The organism is Candidatus Pelagibacter sp. (genome assembly GCF_052049995.1).
Classification (GTDB): domain Bacteria; phylum Pseudomonadota; class Alphaproteobacteria; order Pelagibacterales; family Pelagibacteraceae; genus Pelagibacter.
The window spans coordinates 144,068-166,544 of the sequence record NZ_JBNGYX010000001.1 but is presented as its reverse complement, the minus strand read 5'-3'; the positions used below and the strand labels follow the sequence as shown (position 1 = coordinate 166,544).

The following is a 22,477-nucleotide window of genomic DNA, read 5'->3' as shown; positions in this document are numbered from 1 at the left end:
AATGTCAGAAATTACTCTTGGTATCATTGGGGGTGGTCAACTTGGAAGTATGCTTGCAATAGCAGCTAAAAAATTAAATGTTAAAACTGTTGTTTTTTGTGATGATATAGATGCGCCAGCACAAAATTTTTGCAATCAATTTGTTACAGGAAGTTATGATAATAAAGAAAAAATATCAGAATTTATGAATCAAGTTGATTTAGTAACCTATGAATTTGAAAATATTCCATTTGAAACATTAAATGAAATAAACAAATTTAAACCTGTCTTGCCAAAGCCTTCGGTAAACAGATTAATTCAACATCGATTGGCTGAAAAAGATTTTGTTAATAATTTAAATATTAGAACAACAAGATATGTTTCAATTGAAAAAAAATCTGACATAGATGCTTTAGAAGATTTCTTACCAGGAATATTAAAAACAACAACACTAGGATATGATGGTAAAGGTCAATATCCAATTAAATCAGGCGATGAACTTAATTCATTGAATATTGATTTTTCAAAAGGATATATTCTTGAAAAACTTGTTAAATTAAAAAAAGAGATTTCAATTATAATTACAAGGTTTAGTAATAATAAATATGAAATTTATGAACCAATAGAAAACTTGCACGAAGATCAAATTTTAAAATATTCAAAAATACCTGCTGAGATTAATGAAAAGATTTTTAACCAATCTAAAGATTGGGCAATGCTAATTGCTGAAGAGCTTAAATATGTAGGAACTTTATGTGTAGAATTTTTTATTGACAGAAATGATAATCTCTATGTTAATGAGATTGCACCTAGAGTACATAACTCAGGACATTTAACAATAAATGCTTTTAATGTGAGTCAATTTGAAAATCATGTAAGAGCTGTGTGTGGTTTAGAGCAAATTCCTTTAAAAAAAATATCTAATGCTAAAATGATGAATTTGCTTGGCAATCAAATTACTCAGTATAGAAATATACAAAAGTTTAATGAAAATGAATTTTTCTTTGATTATTTAAAAAAAGATATAAAAGAAAAAAGAAAAATGGGTCATATCACAACTTTAGTATAAATGTTAAAATCAATAGAAGGCAATTTTGATAATCCTGAAGTTAATGAGCTTCTTACTAAACATTTTGTTGAGCTTAGAGCCGCTTCTCCAGAGGGAAGTGCTCACGTCCTAGATATTACGGGTTTAAAAGTACCTTCAATTAAATTTTGGAGTTTATGGGATAATGAAAAACTAATAGGTTGTGGTGCTTTAAAATTTTTAGATAAAGAACACGGAGAGTTTAAATCTATTAGAATTCACGATAATTTTAGAATGCAAGGCAAAGGGATTAATGTAATTAATCATTTAATTAATGAAGCTAAAAAGCTTAAAATAAAAAGATTAAGTATTGAAACAGGAGCAGGTGATTTTTTTATACCAGCAAGAAAACTTTTCAAAAAAACCGGCTTCACAGTATGCGAACCTTTTGCACACTATAAAGAAGACATTAATTCTGTTTATTTAACTATGCTTATTGACAATATATAAAAAATTATTTTTAATTATTGATCTATTTTGTTGACAAAACCCAATAAAATCTAAAGAAAGCCAATATTACTTAATTATAAGTAATAATTAAATAACAAAAAGTAAGAAGATAAATATGAGTCTACAAGGTAAAGTAAAGTGGTTCAATCCAACCAAAGGTTTTGGTTTTATTGAAAGAGAAGATAAAGAAAAAGATGTGTTTGTACATGTTTCAGCAGTAAGAGATGCTGGTATGAACGGTTTAGATGAGGGTCAAGCTTTGACTTTCGATGTTGAAGATGGTCCTAAAGGTCCTTCAGCAGTTAACTTAAAAACTGCATAATTTCACAACTTCCTATTGGCTGAAAAATTTATTTAGCTTTAATAAATTTATTATTCAGCCAATACCTTATTTAAATTTAATAACAATCTTTAAACACAATTATTAATTATAGATTTAAGATAAAAAATTAATAAATTAATCAAAAATATGATTGGAATTTTAGGTGGAATGGGAACTCAAGCAGGTCTTGATTTTTGTAACAAACTTGCAGTTTTAAATAGAGGAAAAATTGACCAAGAGTATCCATTATTTATACTTTATAATAAATCAAATATTCCTGGAAGACCTGAGTCTATTGGCTCTCAAACTAAAAATCTTTCAGACAAATCTACAAATAAAACAAGTAGAGCAAAATATAAGAAAGTTTTAAAGAGTTTGCTTAAAGGCTGTAAACTTTTGGAAAAGAATAAATGTAAATTTATAGTTATACCTTGTAATACAGCTCATTATTGGTTCGATGATTTGCAGGATAAAATTAATATTCCAATTATCAATATGCCAAAAGAAGTTTTCAAATTTACAAAAAAAAAATGTAAGAAAAACTCCAAAGTTGGACTTTTAGCAACCGAGGGTACTCTTAAAACTGGAGTTTATAAAAAATTTTTTGAAAAAGATTATCAATTAATTGAGCCATCTCAAAAAATACAAAAAATGTCAGTTAATAAAGCAATTAAATTAGTTAAAATGGGTAATGTAAAAGCAGCAGCAAAAGCAATTAAACCTGCAATTGATTTCTTAATTAAATTGAATTGTAAAAAAATCATTTTAGGTTGTACAGAGCTCCCTATTGCAATTTTTGCATTTAAATCATTTAAAAATGTTAAATCCTCAAAAGTTTTCTTGGATCCTAACTTAATTTTGGCTCATTCAGCTATGGTTAAGCATAAAAACTAGTTTATGTCTAACAAGACTGAAAAGCCATATGTATTGAGAGCTGCTGAATTTGTTTATTCAAATATAATTGAAATTAAAAAACAAAATCCTGAAATCAATAATATACAAGCTTTTGAAATTTTTATGACCTCTAAGGAATATGACATTTTAAGTTCTGGAGAATTTCATGATAAATGGTTTTTAGAACTTAAGAATAACAAATTTATTGACCAAATAACTAAAAAAGAAATAAATCAAGAAACTTTAAGACTTTTAGAAATACAAAAAGATTCTATGGTAAAATTTTTAATGAAAATTCCAAAGCTTTATTATACCAAGAGTCATTTTCCACTAGAAATTTCACAAAGAGCCTTTGATCACTTGTGGAGAGTTTGTGAAAGCTATGAAATGTGGTGCAAAGAAACTAAACAAGAAAACTTGATATATCTTAATATTATTGAGTAATATTACTTATATTAAGTATTGATCTAGTAACCTCTATTCGCTTTTTAAGCAATTTTTGTAAATTTTGATTATCTAGTTTTTGTCTAGTCATTTTAATTCTTGTTTCGATTAATTGTCTTAAATCTTCATCAAATGAATTTTTTTTTATTTTTATATCTCTTTCTTCGATCAACGTTTCTTTAATTAAAGCTAAAGAATTCTTTCCAGTTTCTTTTTCTATACGTTGATTAACTATAAATTGTGCACTAGCTTTATAGATATTACCTGAAGTAAGAGCAGTTACACCTGGACCAACAAATGAAAGAATGGGCACAAAGCCTGTCAATAAGAGGAAAGACAGAATAATTGATAAAATTCGAAACAATTTAAACTTCATGGTTGAACCTTAGGTGATTTGGTATTTCATTTCCACTTCTAATTTGTTCATAATAGGTACCGATTTGTTTGATTTTATTTGATTTATTTGTTTATTAAACAATATGATTAAAATATTTCCTTTCATATTTATACTGCTATGGTCTTCCGCTTTCATAACAACTAAACCTATCATAGACAATAGTGATCCATTTGCTGCTCTAGCTTTTAGATTTGCATTAGTTGCTTTCGGTTTTTTTTTATTTTCAATTTATTCAAAACAAAAAATTCTAGTAAGCAAAAGAGATTTTTTTGAATCTTTTTTTAGCGGTGTCTTGTTTCATGGTTTTTATCTTGGTGGTGTCTTTTACTCAATTTCAATAGGCATGCCTACAGCAATAGCAGCGCTAATTGTAACCCTTCAACCAGTTCTCACAAATGCATTAAGTGGTCCAATTTTAAATGAAAAAGTATCTATAAAACAATGGATGGGTGTTTTATTGGGATTTGCTGGTGCAGGACTTGTATTAGGTTTTGATGTTGGTTCTAAAATACCAGCAACTGGATTGATAGCAACTATAATAGCTTTATTAGCAATTACTTTTTCAACTTTATGGCAAAAAAAATTAAGCAACAACTTACCATTGTCTGTAAGTAATATGAATCAAGCTATTGGAGGATGTATATTTCATTTATCAATAATTATTTTATTTGTTGATCCATATATTGATTTCTCAGAAACATTTATTATTGCAATGAGCCATCAGATATTTTTGGTGTCATTTGGTGCATTTACAATATTAATGTTTTTAATTAAAAATAACTCAGCGAGCAAAACTGTTTCTATATTTTTTTTAATTCCAGCAACGTCTGCTTTTATGGCATGGCTTTTCTTAAATGAAAGTTTAACTAGCTTAGATTTAATTGGATTTCTAATTACTTCTTTAGGTGTTTATATTGCAACAAGAGATTGAAACCTTAAGTTTATATAGTTTCAAAACCAAACTCTAGAGATGCATCTGTGATAGAATGATATAAAGACTCACCAAAACTTCTTAGCACAAATATCCTTACTTTATTTGGATTATCACTCAACCTATCTACAGTAAAAGCTATTCCATTATAAGTTGAGTTAATTGAATTGTTTTTATTTAATTTATTAAAATTAAAAGGACATCCTTTTTTCAAAACTTCTATCGTATTATTTCCTTCGATTTCTATAATAGCTCTAGAATGAGATAAATCTGTTACAGCAAAATCTGTATCCTTAAATTTATCTTCTACATTTTTTATTAAATCTTTTTTTATTGAAACTAAAAGCCAGTTTTTTGGTCCATTCCACATAATTCTTGTATTTTCATTAAATACTACGACCAAAGGTTCATTTTTTAATTTTAAACCATCAATATCAATACCCTCAAATGAAACTGAAGAATTTTTGTACTGAACTATTTGAACAATTAATATATTTTTGATTTCAGATATTTTAAGTATATCATTATCGTTTTTACCTTCATAATCTCCGAATTGACCTTTTGCATGAACATTTGATAAAGCTGAAATTAATGTCATGATCTAACTCTTTCACCTTTCGGATCTACATAATGTGATGAAACTATCTCAACTGGTATTACTTTGTTTTTAAGTGGTGACATCGCAAAAAGCTTTTGACCAATCATATTTTTTCCATCTTTTAAAATTGCCAAAGAAAAAGGATTGTCATATTCAACACTCCAACAAGATGCAGAGATATGACCTAATTTTGGATTTGGTAACGGTGCCTTATCATCTTTAACTAAGTGAGAGCCTTCTGGTATACTTGTTTGTTTATCTAATGGAACTACGCCCACTATTCTTTGTCTATCTTCAGCTATAAATGCAGATCTTTGTAATGATCTTTTTCCAATAAAATCTTTCTTTTTACTTACAAGACCTTCTAAGGCGTTGTCGAATGGAATTGTTCTACCATCAAGTTCCGATCCTGCAACATGTCCCATTTCAATTCTAAGAGTTGATAATGCTTCAGTTCCATATGGTTGAATATTAAATTCTTCACCAACTTCAATTATTTTTTCCCACATAAAATTTCCATAATTAGACTCGACATTTACCTCATAAGCAAGCTCGCCTGAAAACGAAATTCTATATATTCTTGCTTTTACACCAAATAAATCTCCCTCCATATAGCCCATAAAAGGTAAGCCTTCATTTGATACATCAGAGTTTGGAAATAATTTTTGCAGTAAATCTCGAGATTTAGGCCCAGCTATAGCTGCTCCAGCCCACTGTTCTGTAGTTGAAACTACATTCACATTTAATTCAGGCCAAACGAGTTGTAAATAATATTCTAAATGCGAAAGAACGTTTGCTGCCTGAGCTGTTGTCGTAGTCATATGATAATGATTTTCAGAAATCCTTGTGGTTGTTCCGTCATCCATTACAATTCCATCTTCTCTTAACATTACACCATATCTAGCTTTACCAACTGGTAGCTTCAACCATGCATTTGTATAGACTCTATTTAATAACTCTGCTGCATCAGGACCTTTGACATCAATTTTTCCTAAAGTTGTTACGTCACAAATTCCAACATTTGTTCTTACATTTTTAGCCTCTCTTTTAGAGGCCTCAAATAAATTTTCATTTCCTCTTTTATAATACCTGGGTCTTAACCAAACACCTGCATCAACAAAGACTGCATTATTTTTTTTATGCCAAGAATGCATTGGAGATTTTCTTGTTGGTTTTGAATGTTTTCCAACCTCTCTTCCTACTATTGCTCCAATAGAAACAGGAGTATATGGAGGCCTAAAAGTCGTATGACCTACAGCAGGAACAACTTTGTTTTCAATTTCGGATACTAATTGTAATCCATTTAAATTACTTGTTTTTCCTTGGTCTGTTGCCATTCCTAGAGTGGTATATCTTTTAACGTGTTCAATTGATCGATACCCTTCTCTTAAAGCTATTTCTATATCAGATACCGCTACATCGTTTTGAAAATCTAAAAATCTTTTATAATTTTTACCTTTTGGCAATGGAACACACCAAAACTTATCATGCTGAGAAGATTTCTTTTCAACAACATTTGGAATAGCTATCTTATTATCGTTTTCAGTAATTTTTTTTGATAACTCACTTCCTGCTGTAAATGACGTTTTTAAAGTTTCCTCTAACGAAAATACACCATTTGCTGCACCTAAAGTAATTTCATTTTGTTTTGATTGACCTGGAACAAATGCATCAATTTCTTCTTTAAACTTTGTTTTATTTCCTGATTGTGAGGCTAAATGAATAGTTGGTGTCCAAAAACCTGAAACGCAAATGCAATCACATTGCATATTTTCTATTTTACCAAGTTGTTTTTTGTCTTCAGAAATATTTGCAATATCTGCTGATTTTACTTTTTTGTATCCTTGTGCTGCAACAACAACATATGAATTTTTAACATTAATTCCTAAATTTTTTGCCTCATCAATTATTTCTGACTCCGGATTTTTTCTTGAATCTAAAACAACTGGATCAACTCCATGTTTTTTAAATTCAATTGCTGTTTCGTATCCACTATCATTATTTGTAAATACCAATGGTTTTTTTCCAACTAAAACACCATATACTTTTAAATATTCCTTAGCTGCTGAAGAAAGCATTACCCCTGGTGTATCATTATTTCCAAATACTATTGGTCTTTCAATTGATCCTGAGGAAATCAAAACTTCTTTTGCTCGAATGTACCATAATCTTTTGTTAGGATGATATTTTTTAGTTGATGGTAAATGATCACTAACTTTTTCTGACATCACAAGCATGTTGTGATCATAGTATCCGAAAATTTGAGATCTATTTTTTACAACAACATTTGGCATCGTTTTAAGTTCTGCAATTATTCCTTCAGCCCAATCTTTTCCTGATTGATTGCCAATATTGACATCACTAGTTAATAAAGATCCACCAAATCTTGGTTTATCCTCAGCTAAAATTACTTTAGCTCCATTTTTTGCTGCTGCATATGCACCAGCTAATCCCGAAGGTCCTGAGCCTGCAATTAATAAATCACAATATTCGTATTTATGTTCATACCTTTCTTTATCATGTTTTGTTGAAGCTACACCTAAACCAGCTGCTTTTCTTATGAAAGGCTCATAAATTCGATACCAAAAACTTTTTGGCCACATAAAAGTTTTGTAATAAAAACCTGCTGGTAAAAAAATTCTCAAAAAATTATTTATTGCACCAATATCAAAATTAACACTTGGCCAACAATTCACACTTTTTGCTTCTAAACCTTCAAATAATTCCTGCTCTGTTGCTTTAATGTTAGGTTCTGTTTCACCATTTCTATAAAGTTGCACAACTGCATAAGGTTCATCTACACCTGCTCCAAAGAAACCTCTAGGTCTGTGATATTTAAAACTTCTTCCTACTAAATGAACTCCATTTGCTAACAAAGCTGAAGCTAATGTGTCACCCTCATAACCAAAGTAATTTTTACCATTAAATTTAAAAGATAATTTTTTATCTCTATTTATTAATCCCCCATTTTCAATTCTAAAAGCTTGTGTCATTAAACAACTTCCTCATCAGCTTTAAAAGTTCTAAATATTTCATGAGTTGCGGTATCTCTCTCAACTTTAATCCATTGCCTGCATCCAGAAATATGTTGCCAAAGCTCCAAGTGTTTTCCTCTTAAACTTTTTCGGTTATAAACAAAATCATCCCACTCTTTATCAGAAATTTCTGTATTTAATTCTGGTCTCTTAACACTTGCATCACCACCGTATGAAAATTCATTCTGAGATCTCATTCCACAGTGTGGGCAATTTATGTAAAGCATTTATGATATCCAGGTTTTTGTTCCAAGTCCCTTTTCATCAATAAGGTGGCCAGTACTAAATCTATTTAAACTGTAACCAGCGTTTAATTCATGAACTCTATCTTGTGCAATAGTGTGAGCAAATGTCCAACCTGAGGCAGGTGTAGCTTTAAATCCTCCATAACACCATCCACAATTTAAATACAAACCTTCAATATGAGTTTTATCAATAATTGGTGAACCGTCCATTGACATATCCATAATACCGCCCCAAGTTCTAAGCATTTTCAATTTGCTTAAAAATGGCATCATCGCAATCCCTTCTGTCAATACATGCTGTAAGGTTGGTAGGTTTCCTCTTTGTGCATAACTGTTGTATCCATCTAAATCTCCACCCATTACCATTTCACCTTTATCTGACTGACTTACATAAAAATGTCCTGCACCAAAGGTGACTACATTATCCAACACTGGTTTAATTGGTTCAGAAACACAAGCTTGAAGTAAATGAGTTTCTATTGGTAAAGTCATATTTAATTTTTCTGCTAAAATATTTGTGCTACCAGCAACACATAAACCAACTTTTTTTGCTTTAATATTTCCTCTTGAAGTTCTAATGCCATTTATTTTTCCTGCTGAAACATCAAATCCAATTACTTCACAATTCTGAATAATATCTACCCCCATTGAATCTGCCTGACGTGCATAACCCCATGCAACAGCATCATGTCTTGCTGTACCTGCACTTGGTTGCATCAAACCACCAAAAATTGGAAATCTTACGTTTTCAGAAAAATCAGCCATTGGAATAATTTCTTTAACTTGCTCTCTATTTAAAAGAACAGCATCTATTCCATTTAATCTCATAGAATTTCCTCTTCTTGCGTATGCATTCATTTGTGCATCAGAATGCGCAAGATTAATTATTCCTCTTGGAGAAAACATTACATTGTAGTTAAGATCCTGACTCATCTTTCTCCATAAATCCATTCCAAACTCACTGAACAAACCATTTTCGTCATGCATGTAATTGGATCTAATAATTGTAGTATTACGTCCTACATTTCCTCCACCAATCCATCCTTTCTCAATAATTGCAACTTTTGTAATGTTATGTTCTTTAGCAAGATAATACGCGGTAGCTAATCCATGGCCTCCACCACCAATAATTACAACATCGTATTCTTCCTTAGGTGTTGGATCTTTCCAAGCTAAATCCCAATTTTCATGGTTTGAAAAAGCGTTTTTAACAAGGTTAAATATAGAATATTTTTGCATTTAATAATTTTATAACAATCAATTTAAATAGTGCTTATTTTTTTTATATATATTTTTTAGAAGTTTCCAAAAATAGCAAAAAAGGATAAGAAGTCACAGATAAAAAACTTTTAATTTATTTGATTATTTATGGCCGAAGTAAAATCTGACATTCAAATAGCTCGAGAAGCTAAGATGCAACCAATAAAAGATATTCTTTCTAAGGTTGGTGTCCCTGATGAAAATTTTGCTTTTAGTCCAATGGGAAGACACATAGCCAAAATAAATCTGGAATACTTAAAAACTCTAAAAAAAGAAAATGGTAAATTAATTTTAGTTACAGCAATCACTCCCACTCCTGCTGGGGAGGGTAAAACAACAACTTCGGTTGGGTTGAATGATGGTTTAAATAAAATTGGAAAAAAATCTATCGTTTGTTTAAGAGAACCAAGTCTTGGTCCATCATTTGGAATGAAGGGTGGAGCTGCTGGCGGTGGTTATGCCCAAGTAGTACCAATGGAACAAATCAATCTTCATTTTACAGGTGACTTTCATGCTATTACATCTGCACATAATTTACTATCTGCATTAATTGATAATCATATTTATTGGGGTAACAAACTTAACATCGATGTTAGAAGAGTTGTTTGGAGAAGAGTAATGGATATGAATGATAGATCCTTAAGATCTATCATTGTTGATCTGGGAGGAGTGGCCAATGGTTACCCTAGACAAGATAGTTTTGATATTACAGTTGCTTCTGAGCTAATGGCTATTTTTTGTTTAGCAACAGACCTTAAAGATTTAGAAAATAGAATTGGTAATATTACAATTGGTTATACAAGAGATAAGCAATCGATTTATGCAAAAGATTTAAATGCACAAGGTCCAATGACAGTCTTACTAAAAGAAGCGATAAGACCCAACGTAACTCAAACTCTAGAAAACAATCCTGCAATAATTCATGGTGGTCCTTTTGCTAATATTGCTCACGGATGTAATTCGGTTATTGCAACTAAAGCTGGACTTAAATTAGCTGACTACGTTGTAACAGAGGCGGGATTCGGAGCTGATTTAGGAGCAGAAAAATTTCTTAATATTAAATGTAGAAAATCTGATCTCAAACCAGATTGCGTTGTTATTGTAGCAACAATCAGAGCACTAAAAATGCATGGAGGAGTTGCTAAAGAAGATTTAAAAAAAGAAAATGTATCTGCACTAAAAGAAGGGATGGTAAATTTACGTAGACATATAAATAATATTAGAAAATTTGGATTACCAGTTACTGTTGCAGTTAATCATTTTATCACTGATACAGAAGATGAAATGAAAACATTGTTAGATTTTTGTGAAACTCAAGGAGTAAAAGCTTCTAAATGTACTCATTGGTCAAATGGAAGCGAAGGAACTATTGAATTAGCTAAAAATGTTGCAGAAATTTGCGAGGACAAAAAAGATACATTTAAATTTTTATATGAAGATGATCTCCCACTATTCAAAAAAATAGAAAAAATTGCGCAAGAAATATATAGCGCCTCTGAAGTAGTGGCAGATACAAAAGTTAGACAACAGTTAAAAGATTTTGAAGAAAAAGGTTACGGTAAGCTACCTGTTTGTATTGCAAAAACCCAATATAGTTTTTCAACAGATCCAAATTTAAAAGGTGCACCCACAGGTCATGTTTTGCCTGTAAGAGAAGTAAGACTTTCTTCTGGTGCTGAATTTATAGTTGTTGTGTGTGGAGAAATTATGACAATGCCAGGCCTTCCAAGAGTTCCTGCAGCCGACTCTATAAAATTAAATGACAAAGGTGAGATAGAAGGTTTATTCTAAATTTAAGTAGTTTAACCAATTCTCTAATTCTCTCATTCTAGAAACTTTATCTAATTTATTATTCTCATTTTCTAAATGTTTAATGTGATTATCTATTTCATTCTCATCTTTAAATGCACCTTTTTCTAAAAGTCTTTTTTTTCTGAAAATAATCAAATTGATCATTTTATTATAAGTAATCTCAGGATGGTATTGAAGGCCCCATATATTACAGTTACCAACTTTGAAATTTATTCCTTGAACATTATTAATTGAGTTTGAGGCTAATAAAATTGAATTTTCTGGCATTGTAACTACTTCATCAAAATTAAATGCAGGTGTATTAAATTTTCGATCTTTATTTTTATAGAGTGGATGATTTAAGCCAATTTCATTAATTTCTATATTTGAGGCAATCCCTTTATGAGATCCCTTTGTCGCTTTTTTTACCTCCCCTCCTGCTGCAGTCACAGCTACTTGCATACCCCAACATATTGCTAGAATTTTTTTAATTTTTTTCTGACACTCTTTCATAAATTCAATTTGTCTTTTTATTTCTGGAGTATTGTTATAAATATTTAAACTACTCCCACCCCAAATAAGGCCATCGTAGCCTTCAAGTGTATCAATATTTTTATCTATATTTTCATCTGAAGAAGGATTAACTACGTGGATTTTTAATTTATCAGTAAAAAACTCTAAACTATCTTTAAGGCTTTCTGTATGTGTTTGAATACCAGCTGCAGAAAAACTTTGATTTTCTTCTCGTACGTTTCCTTCTACAATTAATATTTTTTTCATTAAAATAATTCTCCAGAAATGCTTTTTAAATACATTTCTTTTAGATCATTTTGACTTAGTTTTTTGGGATTTCCTCCTGTTGATGGGTCTTTAAATGCCATAAAGGAAAGTTCATCTAAATCAACATTATTACAATCCATTACATCTGACAATTTGTGTGGAATATTTAAATTATTTCTCAATTCTAAAATCCAATTTAAAAAACTATCAAATTTTTTATTTAAATTAAGATAATCACAAATCGATATTATTTTATTTTCAATTGAAGGTTTATTAAATGTTAAAACATAAGGCATAAATATTGCATTTGATAAACCATGGTGAACATTAAATTTACCGTTTACAGGGTGGCTCAATGAGTGAATTGCACCCAGTCCCTTCTGAAATGCAGTCGAGCCCATTGAAGCAGCTGAAAGCAAATCCATTCTAGCCTTAACATCTTTTCCATTTGTGAATGCTTTAATTAATGAATTTTTAATCAGTTTCATTCCTTCTATTGCCATACCATCAGCCATAGGATGATATCCTGGTGCACAAAACGCTTCTAGATTATGTGCAAGCGCATCCATTCCTGTTGCTGCTGTTAATCTTGGAGATAAATCTAATGTGAGTATAGGATCTAAAATAACAATCGAAGGTAACATTTTTGGGTGAAAAATAATTTTTTTTGCACCTGTTTCTTTATTTATAATTGCAGATGCTCTACCTGTTTCGGATCCTGTTCCAGCAGTGGTTGGAACTGCAATAATTTTTGAAATTTTAGAACTATCAGCTCTTGTCCAGTAATCACCAATATCTTCGAAATCCCATATAGGTCGATATTGATTGCACATAAATGCTATAGCTTTTCCAACATCTAAACCACTTCCGCCTCCTAAAGCTATTACGCCGTCACAGTCCGCGCTATTGTAAACTTTAACGCCTTCTTCTACATTTTCTCCAATTGGATTTCCCGTAAAATTAGAAAAGATAGCTAAATTTTCAAAACTTTTTTTTAATCTTAATATTATATTTTTTATCAAATCTAAGTTAATTAAATCCTTGTCTGTTACAAATAATGGATTTGAAATATTTAACTGTTTACAGGCCAATGATAAATCTTCAATTCTATTTTCTCCTATCCACATAGTGGTTGGATAATTCCAATTAATACCCATAACAAAATATAATTTTATTTTTTTAAAAATTGTTAGTAAGATATATTTATAAATTTATTAATGATAGGAAAAATTCTATGTCAAAAGTAGCAATCATTGGTGCTGGTCCATGTGGACTTTCAATTTTAAGAGCATTTGAGCATTTAGAAAATAAAGGAGAAAAAATTCCTGAAATAGTTTGCTTCGAAAAACAAGAAAGTTGGGGAGGTTTATGGAACTATAACTGGAGAACTGGTTCAGATCAATATGGAGATCCTGTACCTAACAGTATGTACAGATACTTATGGTCTAATGGACCTAAAGAGTGTTTAGAATTTGCTGATTATTCTTTTGATGAACATTTTGGAAAGCCAATTCCTTCTTTTCCTCCAAGAGAAGTTTTGCAAGATTATATTTTGGGAAGAGTGAGCAAAGGAAATGTAAAAAGTAAGATTAAATTTAATACAAGAGTTACAAATACTATTTACAAAAATGATAAATTTGAAATTAGCTACCAAGATAAAGTTAATAATAAAATTTTAAATGATACGTTTGATTATGTGGTAGTCTCTACAGGTCATTTTTCTGTGCCTTTTATTCCTGAGTACAAAGGAATGAATTCTTTCCCAGGAAGAATAATGCACTCACACGATTTTAGAGACGCAGAAGAGTTCAGAGGAAAAGATGTGATTGTTTTAGGAAGCAGTTATTCTGCAGAAGATGTGGCTCTGCAATGTAATAAGTATGGGGCTAGAAGTGTAACAATAGGTTACAGGCATAACCCAATGGGTTTCAAATGGCCAAAAGGTATGAAAGAAGTTCATTATTTAGATAGGTTAGAAGGGAAAAAAGCCATATTTAAAGATGGAACAGAACAAAATGCTGACGTAGTTATTTTATGTACAGGATATTTGCATCATTTCCCATTTTTAGATGAAAGCTTAAAATTAAAAACACATAATAGATTGTATCCACCAAAACTTTATAAAGGGGTTGTGTGGCAAGATAATCATAAACTTTTATACTTAGGTATGCAGGATCAGTTTCACACATTTAATATGTTTGATTGTCAAGCTTGGTATGCAAGAGATGTGATCGTGGGCAAAATAAAAATGCCTAGTAACGACGAAATAGATAAAGACATCAATAAATGGGTTTCTATGGAGGAAAAATTAGAAAATCCGGATCAAATGATTGATTTTCAAACAGAATATACCAAAGAACTTCATGATATGTCTGATTATCCTAAAATTGATTTTGAACTAATTAGAAAACATTTCAAAGAATGGGAACATCATAAAGTAGAGGATATTCTAACTTATAGAAATAAGTCGTTTTCATCTCCTGTGACTGGATCAGTTGCACCAATTCATCATACACCTTGGGAAACAGCGATGGATGACTCTATGGAAACTTTTTTAAATAAATAAAAAATTAATATTTAATTTTTAATTTCTTATTTTTAACAATTGCCTCTAATAAAGAGATCATTAAAGGGACTTTTCTTTTATTAATTTTTTTAAATATAAAAGGAGCAATTTCTATTGCTAAATCAGCACCTTCTACTGTATCATTTTTCATAAACTTTTTCTTTGCTTGGGTAAAAGTATAGCCTTTACCTAGATAATCTCCCATTTTACTATTTCTTCCTCCCATTGCACTTACGTATAAATCTCCTAAACCTGCCAGACCATAAACAGTTTCCTTTTTTCCTTTAAAATAATTTGCAAGATATTTCATTTCGTCAATTGATTTTCTGAATAAAGCCGATGATGTATTGTGCCATTGTCCAGATCCAATTATCATTGAATAAATATTTTTTATTGCAGATAAAAACTCAACTCCATTAACATCTCTACTAAATTCAGTTTGATAATAATTTGTTGAAATTAATTTTCCAATTTTTTTTGCAGAATTAATATTTTTATTTGCAACAACAGTGAAGCTTTTAACCTTTCTAACTAATTCTTTTGCTAAACATGGGCCTTTCAAAACTGAAATATTTAAATTTTTATTATACTTTCTTAATAAGCTAGACATTGAAATTAAATTTCTATCATCTAATTTAAGACCTTTTGTTAATACCAAAATAGGTGATTTATTTTTAATTTTTGATAGATTTTTTCCAATTAAGTCTATTCCTATAGAACTCACAGCAATTACAATTAAATCCCATTTGCGATCTAAAATGTCACTTGAAAATTTATTTATTTTTAATTTTTTTGGTAAATTTATATTTAATGATGGGTGAATTTTTTTTTTTAAGCTTAATTTTTGTAATAATTTAAAGTTATATGGCTCTGTTAATGTAACTGAGTGACCATTGTCTAACAACGGTATCGAAAAAGCAGCTCCCATAGCTCCAGCACCAACAATTAATATTTTTTTCATTTTATCTTTATGCTAAGGTTTTTTTAATTGCTTGCTTCCAACCATGCAATATATGATTTCTTAGTTTTTTATTAATTTTTGGCTTAAAAGCTTTATCTTTTTTCCATTTACTTTTAATTTGATTTAATGATTTGAATTCTCCTACTTGATAACCTGCAAACAAAGCTGCTCCGAGAGCAGTGGTTTCTAAGACTTTAGGTCGAATTACTTTTAAATTAATTACATTTGCCAAAAATTGTGAAAACCAATTATTAGCTACCATACCCCCATCGATCTTTACTATCCTGGGCTTTAAACCATCTTTATTCATTGAATTAAATAAGTCATAACTTTGATACGCAACTGACTCAACTGTTGCTCTAACCAAAGTTTTCCAATCACTATCTCTTGTAAGTCCTGTTATTAACCCTCTTGCATCAGGTCTCCAATAAGGTGCGCCTATTCCACTAAAAGCTGGGACAACATAAACTTCGTTATTGCTTTTTATTGATTTAGCTATTTTTTCAGTTTCATAAGCATTGTTTATTAATTTAATTTTATCCCTTAACCATTGTACGCCTGCTCCTGCTATGAAAATAGATCCTTCAAGAGCATAGGTAGTCTTATTATTCAATCGATAACAAATTGTCGTTAATAACTTGTTTTTTGAATTAATTTTTTTTGATCCAGTGTTCATTATTATAAATGCACCAGTGCCATAGGTACTTTTTATAGATCCTTTTTCAAAACAAGCTTGTCCTACAGCAGCTGCTTGTTGATCTCCTAAAACAGCTGAAATGGGTATTTCTTTTCCTATAACTCTCTTGTCTGTATTTCCAAAATTATCTGCAGAATTTTTTACCTCTGGCAATATACCTTTTGGAATTTTTAATTTCTGTAATATTTCATTATCCCATTTATTGTTATTAATATTAAACAACATTGTTCTACTTGCATTCGTAGCTTCGGTTAAATGCTGTTTACCTTTGGTTAATTTCCAGATTAAGAAGGTATCTACCGTACCAAACAATAAATTATTAGTTTTGAGTAACTTTTTTGAAACTTTCACATTATCTAAAATCCATTTTATTTTAGTGGCAGAGAAATAAGGATCTATAAATAATCCAGTTTTTTTTCTGAAAGTGTTTTCATAATTTTTATTCTTTAGAGATTTACAATATTCCTGTGTTCTTCTATCTTGCCAAACGATTGCATTATAAATGGGTTTTCCAGTTTTTTTATTCCACAAAATCGTAGTTTCTCTCTGATTTGTAATTCCGATTGTAAGTATATGACCTTTCAAACTTGTAGCTTTTTTAATTGTTTGTTTTAGTGCTTTAAGTGTTGTCGACCAAATTTCATTTGGATTATGTTCTACCCAGCCATTCCTAGGAAAGTATTGTTTAAATTCATATTGAGAAATAAATTTAATGTTCCCTTCAGTGTCAAACAAAACAACTCTTGATGAGGTTGTTCCTTGATCAATAGAGACAATAAATTTTTTCAAAATACTAATCTATACCAAGATGTTTTTTTCTTTTTCCAACCCAAGTTCGAATCAAATTATCAAAGATCAATCCTATAAACGCAACACAAATACCTAAAGTTAAACCAATTCCGGCTCCATTTTTATCTGACAGTGCTTTTAAAATGTATTGACCAAGATCTTCCGTTCCAATGAAGGCTCCAATTATCACCATAAATAAAGCAAAAACTATTGTTTGATTTAAACCAAGCATCATGTGTGGAAATGCCAATGGAAACTCAATTTTTGTTAATCTTTGAAATTTATTTACACCAGACATTGTTGCAGCTTCATGTAAGCCAACAGGAACACTTCTTAACCCTTCAATTGTATACCTTGTTGCAGGAATAGTGGCATAAACAATTACTGCAATTAATACAGAGGTATCAGTAATTCCAAAAAGCATCATTACTGGAATTAGATATACAAATGATGGGAATGTTTGAAATATATCACAAACACCCAGCATAAACGCTGCTGATTTTTTATTTTGAAAACATAATGTTCCGACTGTAAATCCTATTAAACAAGAAATAACTACTCCAAAAGTTGCCATATATAATGTAACTAACGCTCTATCCCACCATGGGCTTAATGCTATAAATAAAGTCAAAGCAGCAACAACTAATGCTGATCGAATTCCCCCAATTAAATATCCTGCTCCAACTGCTAGTACCAATGTAGCAACTGCAGGCATTCTTAAATATAAAGCTCTCATCGGCTGAAGCACATCTTGAATTAACCATGTATTGAATGCTTTAATATACACGAAGAAAGTATCAAAAATCCAATCAACCCCCTTATTCCAAAAATCTGCTGTTGATATTCCTTTGTTATGTGGAATTTCAAACAAATAATTAAAACTACCTTTGAAAATAAAAGTCCCAACATATGCAAGAATTATTCCAACTATAAATGAAGCTGCGAAAAATATTACGTTTTTATTTCTTTGGAAAAATGTCAGGTTACCAAAATAATCTGTTTGTTTATTTGCCCAGGCTAAAGACATTTTATCAAGAAGAATTGCAATTAGACTAATACACAATCCTGCTTCCAATGCTAATCCAATATTAAGTTGGTTCAAAGCTAACAATAAATTAAATCCTAAACCTTTGGCACCAATGAAAGCAGATATAACTGCCATTGAAAAACAAACCATAATAACTTGGTTAACCCCAATTAAAATATCTCGTCTTGCTGTAGGAATTAATACCTTAAACATTAGTTGCCAATTAGTACACCCACTCATTCTTCCAGCCTCAATAACTTCTGGTGGTATAGCTCTCAAACCTAAAATTGTAAGTAATATCATTGGTGGAACTGCAACAACCATTGTAATGATTACTGCAGCATGATCACCAACTCCAAATAAAACAAGTGCAGGGACTAATACAGCGTATTGTGGCATAGTCTGCATCACTAAAAGAATTGGATACAAAGCTTTTTCAACACGTTTACTTTTGTAAGCTGCAATACCTAAGCCTAAACCAAAAATAAATGAAAGTGGAGCTGCAACAAGTATAAAAGAAAGCGTTTGCATTGATGGTTTCCATTGACCAAATATAGAAATATAGATCATTGTTAAACCTGCAAACAAAGCTAATCCTTTTCCACTTAGTTTATAAGAAAGTATCGCTGCTCCGGCTGCAACAATGGTCCAAGGTAAACCTGGCAACTCTAACCATGGATAAGCATCAATAAAATCCCAACTTGTAAATGCAACAATAGTTTCTAAACCTCCAAGTAAAATCTCCCTAATTAATTCAATTAAAAAAGTCATAAATGAAGTTAAATTTCTACTTATCTCTAATAATAATGGTCGAGTTTTAAATTCTTGAGTATCTTCGTTCCAAAACTCCATTGGCATCCATTCATTCATCAAGAAAAATAAAGAGTCGTTTATCCAAATAGGAAGCCATCCTAGAAGTGGAGGCAATCTCCAAAATACATCAAAGGCATAATACCTAACCTCTTTTCCCAGAAAAAAGTAAACACTTTGGTTTGGATCTTTAACAAATTCAGCCTGGCCTCTTATAAATTTATAAGTTTCAGGAACATCAATTGCAAAACATAAACCAAAAAATACAATTAATAAAAATAACCATTGAAATAACTTTGGATATTTTTTTAAGTACTCCATATTTTAACTACCGTTTTTTCTTCCTCCAAAAACTGTATCTATTATTTTTGAAGGTTTAATTGATCCTACAATATTATTATTTGAGTCAACTACTCCTACTAGTTTTTCTTGAGTAAGTATTTTTTCTGCAACATTTTCTATAATTTCATCTTTTGATACTTTTAAATCTCCTAAATTATCTTTACTTGAAGCATCCATTACGTCCTCAATAATCAAAACTTTTTCTCTCGGTACTTCTTCAGTAAACTTTCTTACATATTCAGTTGCTGGATTTAATACAATATTTGCAGGTGTATCTAATTGTTCAATTATACCATCTTTCATGATTGCTATTCGATCAGCCAACTTTAATGCTTCATCAAAATCATGAGTAATGAACATAATGGTTTTCTGTAATTTTTCCTGAAGTCTTAAAAACTCATCTTGCATTTCTTTTCTAATCAATGGATCTAATGCAGAAAAAGGTTCATCTAAAAACCATATATCAGGCTCTACTGCTAATGACCTTGCAATACCTACCCTTTGTTGTTGTCCACCTGAAAGTTCTCTTGGGAAATAATTCTCTCTTCCGTCTAGTCCAACTAGTTTTACCATTTCCATTGCTCTACCAATGCTCTTTTCAGTATTAGTACCTTTTATCTGAAGTGGAAATGCAATATTTTCAACAACTGTTTTATGAGGTAACAAAGCAAAGCTTTGAAACACCATTCCCATTTTATTTCTTCTAAGCTCAATAAGTTCTTTATTGTTTAATTCTAATAAATCTTGACCTTCAATAAAAATTTTTCCACCGGTCGCATCAGTTAATCTTGAAATACATCTAAGAAGTGTTGATTTACCCGAACCAGATAAACCCATTACAACTAACATTTCTCCTTTTGCAACTTCAAAAGAAGCATTATTTACTCCAACTATACATCCTCTTTCCTGAAAGGTTTTTGCATCTACATTGCCATTAGATTCTTCAAGCATCTTTTTGGCATTTTGTCCAAAAATTTTATAAACCGACTCGCATTTGATTACAGTCTCAGACATAAATTGTATTAAAGTTATATTAAATTCTATAAAATTAAAATGTTAATAATTGTTACCTTTCCTCATTAAAAATTTTTGATAAAATAAACTCTTGTATCAATTCCAGTGCTTAAAAAACTTAAAGCTTCTCCACTTATAGTAATACTTTCATCAACACCTACATTATTTCCACTAACTGTAAAACCTGCAAAACATTTGCTTTTTTCTTCATCCCATTTGACAAAAGTCTCATCAATTTTATTTCCATTAATTGTATAAAGCTCATGTGCTCTAAAATTTAAAAAATTAGCACCCATTATTGCTCTTTGAGGAATTAGCTTTGTAGCTTTACATACTTGCTCATATACTTCATCTGTTAATTTGTAGTGATCAGTTCCATCAAATGAAACTAATATGCCAGAGGGTAGTTTAGATATTAACTCACTTAGTTTTTTTTCTTCAGCAATTCTCTCCTCCTCTAACTTCATTCTTTTTACTAAATCATCACCTTGTCCAAAAATTCCATTTAAAATACTAAAAGATACAATTACTATTAGAGTAATAAATATAAGACCAATAAATTGTCTTAGAGACTCAGGTAAATTTTTTATTTTATTAATATAATTTTCTTTAGACATTATTCTTGTAACTTACCATTTTTCCAAATGCCTGTTTTCTGTTTTCCATCTGCCCAAGTAAATGTTCCTTGACCATTCATAAAACCATTTGCCCACTCCCCTTCATAAGTGGAACCATCAGGAAATGTTAACGTTCCAATTCCACTCCAAACACTATTTTTAAATTCCCCGTTATAAATATATCCATTCGGCCAAGTCTCTACACCTTGTCCCTCTTTTTTTGTAGAAACCCACTCCCCTTCATAAGTGGTTTTATCAGTGTAAACCCACTTGCCATATCCATTATCACAATTGCCCTCTTTACAGCCGGTACTACGTGCAAATGCAGAAGAGCTTATTAAAAAGCTTAATAATATAAAAAGGAGAAATTTTTTCATGAATTTATTTTACACAAAATAATATAAAAAAAAATCCCCCCCAACAAGTTGGGGGAGATTTTAAATTTAAACTTTAATCCTTATTGAATAAATGCTTTCCAAACTGACTCGTTATCAGCTAACCATTTTTTAGCTGCATCTTCGTGAGTCATTTTGTCAACGTCAACTAAAGCTGCCATTGCACCAATTTGACTTGTAGAGAAAGACATTTTCTTAAATGTTGCTGCTGCTTTAGGATGAGTTTTTGGAAAATCCTCATGAACTGCTTTTTTCAAATATCCATCAGGAGAACCACATTTACCATCTCCACCATCTTCTGGTCTACAACCAGCTGTGTATGGAGGGAAATCAATAAATGTGAAACCAGCACCATCCGTAAAGTTAGGCGTCCAGTTGAAGATGATTGTTCCTCTTCCTTCTTTTTCAGCTGCTGCTAATTCTGCCCAAAGTGCATCAGCACTTCCAGCAAATTTAACCCACCATAAATCACCTAAACCTAGTGCATCAACCCTTTGTGGAATTAAGTCACCATGCCAAGTTTGTGGACCTTCCAACATTCTACCTTTTCCATCTGGTGAATCAGGTGTTGTAAAGTTTTTAGCACAATCTGGATTTTTTAAGGCTGTCCAGTCTGGTAAACCTGGGCATAATCCTTTCTCAGTAACCCAGTTTGGATATCCCATATCCTCAAGAGTTCTTGCTTCATGATCACCCCAATCTAATAAACCACCTTTATCTAAAGCAGTAGTAAAAGATTTACCAAATGCAGATTCCCATACCTCGTGAGATATAGTTACATCTCCAATTCTAATTGACTCATAAACTGCTTGTGAGTCTGCGTTAACGTATTTAACGTTATTGCCCATACTTTCGAAAATCCCACCAATAACATAAGCCATTACAATTTGACTTGACCAGTTATGAGTTGGAATAACGATAGGCTTCTTGCTATCAGCGTTAGAAATTCCCGCAAAACTTACAACAGAAATCACTAGAGCAGATAGTAATGATATTATTTTTTTCATGTATACCCCTCTATTAATATTAATATTTAATAGTCTATG

Annotated in this window: 22 protein-coding genes; 8 read left to right on the top strand and 14 right to left on the bottom strand. The window is 30.9% G+C overall.

All coding sequences use genetic code 11. The features are described from left to right. The first annotated feature begins 1 nt into the window (after position 1). The 5 genes from ACTT9Y_RS00865 (at position 2) to ACTT9Y_RS00845 (ending at position 3,176) form a co-directional block, all read left to right on the top strand. Complete coding sequence (locus ACTT9Y_RS00865) at positions 2–1,048, top strand: 5-(carboxyamino)imidazole ribonucleotide synthase (RefSeq protein ID WP_440932597.1); 1,047 nt, start codon at positions 2–4, stop codon at positions 1,046–1,048. After that, positions 1,049–1,516, top strand: a complete 468-nt coding sequence (locus tag ACTT9Y_RS00860) for a GNAT family N-acetyltransferase (RefSeq protein WP_440932596.1) — start codon at positions 1,049–1,051, stop codon at positions 1,514–1,516. It abuts the gene before it with no gap. Between the two features lie 115 nt (positions 1,517–1,631). Further along, positions 1,632–1,838, top strand: a complete 207-nt coding sequence (locus tag ACTT9Y_RS00855) for a cold-shock protein (RefSeq protein WP_008545539.1) — start codon at positions 1,632–1,634, stop codon at positions 1,836–1,838. A 147-nt stretch (positions 1,839–1,985) separates the two neighbouring features. Further along, positions 1,986–2,732, top strand: a complete 747-nt coding sequence (locus ACTT9Y_RS00850) for an aspartate/glutamate racemase family protein (RefSeq protein WP_440932595.1) — start codon at positions 1,986–1,988, stop codon at positions 2,730–2,732. Between the two features lie 3 nt (positions 2,733–2,735). Beyond that, positions 2,736–3,176, top strand: a complete 441-nt coding sequence (locus ACTT9Y_RS00845; RefSeq protein ID WP_440932594.1) for a hypothetical protein — start codon at positions 2,736–2,738, stop codon at positions 3,174–3,176. On the opposite strand, the gene ACTT9Y_RS00840 is transcribed toward ACTT9Y_RS00845, so the two are convergent. Then, positions 3,166–3,489 carry a hypothetical protein gene (locus tag ACTT9Y_RS00840; protein WP_440932593.1) on the bottom strand — a complete coding sequence of 108 codons (324 nt, stop codon included), beginning with the start codon at positions 3,487–3,489 and terminating at the stop codon, positions 3,166–3,168. The two genes, ACTT9Y_RS00845 and ACTT9Y_RS00840, sit on opposite strands and share 11 nt — an antisense overlap. A 166-nt stretch (positions 3,490–3,655) precedes the next feature. Here ACTT9Y_RS00840 and ACTT9Y_RS00835 point away from each other — a divergent pair, with 166 nt between their 5' ends. Next, complete coding sequence (locus ACTT9Y_RS00835; protein ID WP_440932592.1) at positions 3,656–4,504, top strand: DMT family transporter; 849 nt, start codon at positions 3,656–3,658, stop codon at positions 4,502–4,504. Between the two features lie 10 nt (positions 4,505–4,514). Here ACTT9Y_RS00835 and ACTT9Y_RS00830 read toward each other — a convergent pair whose 3' ends face one another. Genes ACTT9Y_RS00830 through ACTT9Y_RS00815 form a run of 4 tightly spaced genes read right to left on the bottom strand, consistent with a single transcriptional unit; the run spans position 4,515 to position 9,621 of the window. Then, positions 4,515–5,102, bottom strand: a complete 588-nt coding sequence (locus ACTT9Y_RS00830; protein ID WP_440932591.1) for a sarcosine oxidase — start codon at positions 5,100–5,102, stop codon at positions 4,515–4,517. Then, complete coding sequence (locus ACTT9Y_RS00825; RefSeq protein ID WP_440932590.1) at positions 5,099–8,095, bottom strand: sarcosine oxidase subunit alpha family protein; 2,997 nt, start codon at positions 8,093–8,095, stop codon at positions 5,099–5,101. The genes ACTT9Y_RS00830 and ACTT9Y_RS00825 overlap by 4 nt, the downstream gene beginning before the upstream one ends. Beyond that, complete coding sequence (locus tag ACTT9Y_RS00820; protein WP_440932589.1) at positions 8,095–8,364, bottom strand: sarcosine oxidase subunit delta; 270 nt, start codon at positions 8,362–8,364, stop codon at positions 8,095–8,097. Before ACTT9Y_RS00820 ends, ACTT9Y_RS00825 begins: the two co-directional genes overlap by 1 nt. After that, positions 8,365–9,621 carry a sarcosine oxidase subunit beta family protein gene (locus ACTT9Y_RS00815; RefSeq protein ID WP_440932588.1) on the bottom strand — a complete coding sequence of 419 codons (1,257 nt, stop codon included), beginning with the start codon at positions 9,619–9,621 and terminating at the stop codon, positions 8,365–8,367. A 129-nt stretch (positions 9,622–9,750) separates the two neighbouring features. On the opposite strand from ACTT9Y_RS00815, the gene ACTT9Y_RS00810 reads away from it, so the two are divergent. Continuing rightward, entirely contained in the window at positions 9,751–11,433 is a 1,683-nt protein-coding gene (locus tag ACTT9Y_RS00810; RefSeq protein WP_440932587.1) for a formate--tetrahydrofolate ligase, read from the top strand. Here ACTT9Y_RS00810 and ACTT9Y_RS00805 read toward each other — a convergent pair. Together ACTT9Y_RS00805 and ACTT9Y_RS00800 are read right to left on the bottom strand one after the other, a co-directional pair. Beyond that, positions 11,425–12,213: a type 1 glutamine amidotransferase gene (locus ACTT9Y_RS00805; RefSeq protein ID WP_440932586.1), complete on the bottom strand. Its 789-nt coding sequence runs from the start codon at positions 12,211–12,213 to the stop codon at positions 11,425–11,427. The genes ACTT9Y_RS00810 and ACTT9Y_RS00805 overlap by 9 nt on opposite strands. Beyond that, complete coding sequence (locus ACTT9Y_RS00800) at positions 12,213–13,370, bottom strand: iron-containing alcohol dehydrogenase (RefSeq protein ID WP_440932585.1); 1,158 nt, start codon at positions 13,368–13,370, stop codon at positions 12,213–12,215. The genes ACTT9Y_RS00805 and ACTT9Y_RS00800 overlap by 1 nt, the downstream gene beginning before the upstream one ends. A 77-nt stretch (positions 13,371–13,447) precedes the next feature. Between ACTT9Y_RS00800 and ACTT9Y_RS00795 the strand changes: the two genes are divergently transcribed. Next, entirely contained in the window at positions 13,448–14,779 is a 1,332-nt protein-coding gene (locus tag ACTT9Y_RS00795; RefSeq protein ID WP_440932584.1) for an NAD(P)-binding domain-containing protein, read from the top strand. A 4-nt stretch (positions 14,780–14,783) separates the two neighbouring features. Here ACTT9Y_RS00795 and ACTT9Y_RS00790 read toward each other — a convergent pair whose 3' ends face one another. From ACTT9Y_RS00790 to ACTT9Y_RS00760, 7 genes are all read right to left on the bottom strand, one after another. Then, positions 14,784–15,740, bottom strand: coding sequence for a 2-dehydropantoate 2-reductase N-terminal domain-containing protein (locus tag ACTT9Y_RS00790; protein WP_440932583.1), 957 nt, complete (start codon positions 15,738–15,740; stop codon positions 14,784–14,786). A 7-nt stretch (positions 15,741–15,747) separates the two neighbouring features. Next, positions 15,748–17,226, bottom strand: coding sequence for a glycerol kinase GlpK (gene glpK / locus ACTT9Y_RS00785; protein WP_440932582.1), 1,479 nt, complete (start codon positions 17,224–17,226; stop codon positions 15,748–15,750). A 4-nt stretch (positions 17,227–17,230) separates the two neighbouring features. Continuing rightward, entirely contained in the window at positions 17,231–19,384 is a 2,154-nt protein-coding gene (locus ACTT9Y_RS00780; RefSeq protein ID WP_440932581.1) for an ABC transporter permease, read from the bottom strand. Positions 19,385–19,387: 3 nt separating this feature from the next. Next, a complete protein-coding gene (locus ACTT9Y_RS00775) occupies positions 19,388–20,419 on the bottom strand; it encodes a quaternary amine ABC transporter ATP-binding protein (protein ID WP_440932580.1) in 1,032 nt (343 codons plus the stop codon). A gap of 65 nt (positions 20,420–20,484) precedes the next feature. Then, positions 20,485–21,036, bottom strand: coding sequence for a hypothetical protein (locus ACTT9Y_RS00770; RefSeq protein WP_440932579.1), 552 nt, complete (start codon positions 21,034–21,036; stop codon positions 20,485–20,487). After that, on the bottom strand, positions 21,036–21,413 hold the full coding sequence (locus tag ACTT9Y_RS00765; RefSeq protein WP_440932578.1) for a hypothetical protein: 378 nt from the start codon (positions 21,411–21,413) through the stop codon (positions 21,036–21,038). The genes ACTT9Y_RS00770 and ACTT9Y_RS00765 overlap by 1 nt, the downstream gene beginning before the upstream one ends. 80 nt (positions 21,414–21,493) lie before the next feature. Then, the gene (locus ACTT9Y_RS00760) at positions 21,494–22,438 is read right to left on the bottom strand and encodes an ABC transporter substrate-binding protein (RefSeq protein WP_440932577.1); all 945 of its coding nucleotides are present in this window, start codon (positions 22,436–22,438) and stop codon (positions 21,494–21,496) included. Positions 22,439–22,477: the final 39 nt, after the last annotated feature.

What these genes read in the sequence shown, in the direction of transcription:
- ACTT9Y_RS00780 (WP_440932581.1), bottom strand. Translation starts at nt 19,384, where the DNA reads ATGGAGTACTTAAAAAAATATCCAAAGTTATTTCAATGGTTATTTTTA.
- ACTT9Y_RS00810 (WP_440932587.1), top strand. Translation starts at nt 9,751, where the DNA reads ATGGCCGAAGTAAAATCTGACATTCAAATAGCTCGAGAAGCTAAGATG.
- ACTT9Y_RS00775 (WP_440932580.1), bottom strand. Translation starts at nt 20,419, where the DNA reads ATGTCTGAGACTGTAATCAAATGCGAGTCGGTTTATAAAATTTTTGGA.
- ACTT9Y_RS00790 (WP_440932583.1), bottom strand. Translation starts at nt 15,740, where the DNA reads ATGAAAAAAATATTAATTGTTGGTGCTGGAGCTATGGGAGCTGCTTTT.
- ACTT9Y_RS00815 (WP_440932588.1), bottom strand. Translation starts at nt 9,621, where the DNA reads ATGCAAAAATATTCTATATTTAACCTTGTTAAAAACGCTTTTTCAAAC.
- ACTT9Y_RS00865 (WP_440932597.1), top strand. Translation starts at nt 2, where the DNA reads ATGTCAGAAATTACTCTTGGTATCATTGGGGGTGGTCAACTTGGAAGT.
- ACTT9Y_RS00835 (WP_440932592.1), top strand. Translation starts at nt 3,656, where the DNA reads ATGATTAAAATATTTCCTTTCATATTTATACTGCTATGGTCTTCCGCT.
- ACTT9Y_RS00860 (WP_440932596.1), top strand. Translation starts at nt 1,049, where the DNA reads ATGTTAAAATCAATAGAAGGCAATTTTGATAATCCTGAAGTTAATGAG.
- ACTT9Y_RS00855 (WP_008545539.1), top strand. Translation starts at nt 1,632, where the DNA reads ATGAGTCTACAAGGTAAAGTAAAGTGGTTCAATCCAACCAAAGGTTTT.
- ACTT9Y_RS00845 (WP_440932594.1), top strand. Translation starts at nt 2,736, where the DNA reads ATGTCTAACAAGACTGAAAAGCCATATGTATTGAGAGCTGCTGAATTT.
- ACTT9Y_RS00770 (WP_440932579.1), bottom strand. Translation starts at nt 21,036, where the DNA reads ATGTCTAAAGAAAATTATATTAATAAAATAAAAAATTTACCTGAGTCT.
- ACTT9Y_RS00820 (WP_440932589.1), bottom strand. Translation starts at nt 8,364, where the DNA reads ATGCTTTACATAAATTGCCCACACTGTGGAATGAGATCTCAGAATGAA.
- ACTT9Y_RS00850 (WP_440932595.1), top strand. Translation starts at nt 1,986, where the DNA reads ATGATTGGAATTTTAGGTGGAATGGGAACTCAAGCAGGTCTTGATTTT.
- ACTT9Y_RS00805 (WP_440932586.1), bottom strand. Translation starts at nt 12,213, where the DNA reads ATGAAAAAAATATTAATTGTAGAAGGAAACGTACGAGAAGAAAATCAA.
- ACTT9Y_RS00795 (WP_440932584.1), top strand. Translation starts at nt 13,448, where the DNA reads ATGTCAAAAGTAGCAATCATTGGTGCTGGTCCATGTGGACTTTCAATT.
- ACTT9Y_RS00765 (WP_440932578.1), bottom strand. Translation starts at nt 21,413, where the DNA reads ATGAAAAAATTTCTCCTTTTTATATTATTAAGCTTTTTAATAAGCTCT.
- ACTT9Y_RS00830 (WP_440932591.1), bottom strand. Translation starts at nt 5,102, where the DNA reads ATGACATTAATTTCAGCTTTATCAAATGTTCATGCAAAAGGTCAATTC.
- ACTT9Y_RS00825 (WP_440932590.1), bottom strand. Translation starts at nt 8,095, where the DNA reads ATGACACAAGCTTTTAGAATTGAAAATGGGGGATTAATAAATAGAGAT.
- ACTT9Y_RS00760 (WP_440932577.1), bottom strand. Translation starts at nt 22,438, where the DNA reads ATGAAAAAAATAATATCATTACTATCTGCTCTAGTGATTTCTGTTGTA.
- ACTT9Y_RS00800 (WP_440932585.1), bottom strand. Translation starts at nt 13,370, where the DNA reads ATGGGTATTAATTGGAATTATCCAACCACTATGTGGATAGGAGAAAAT.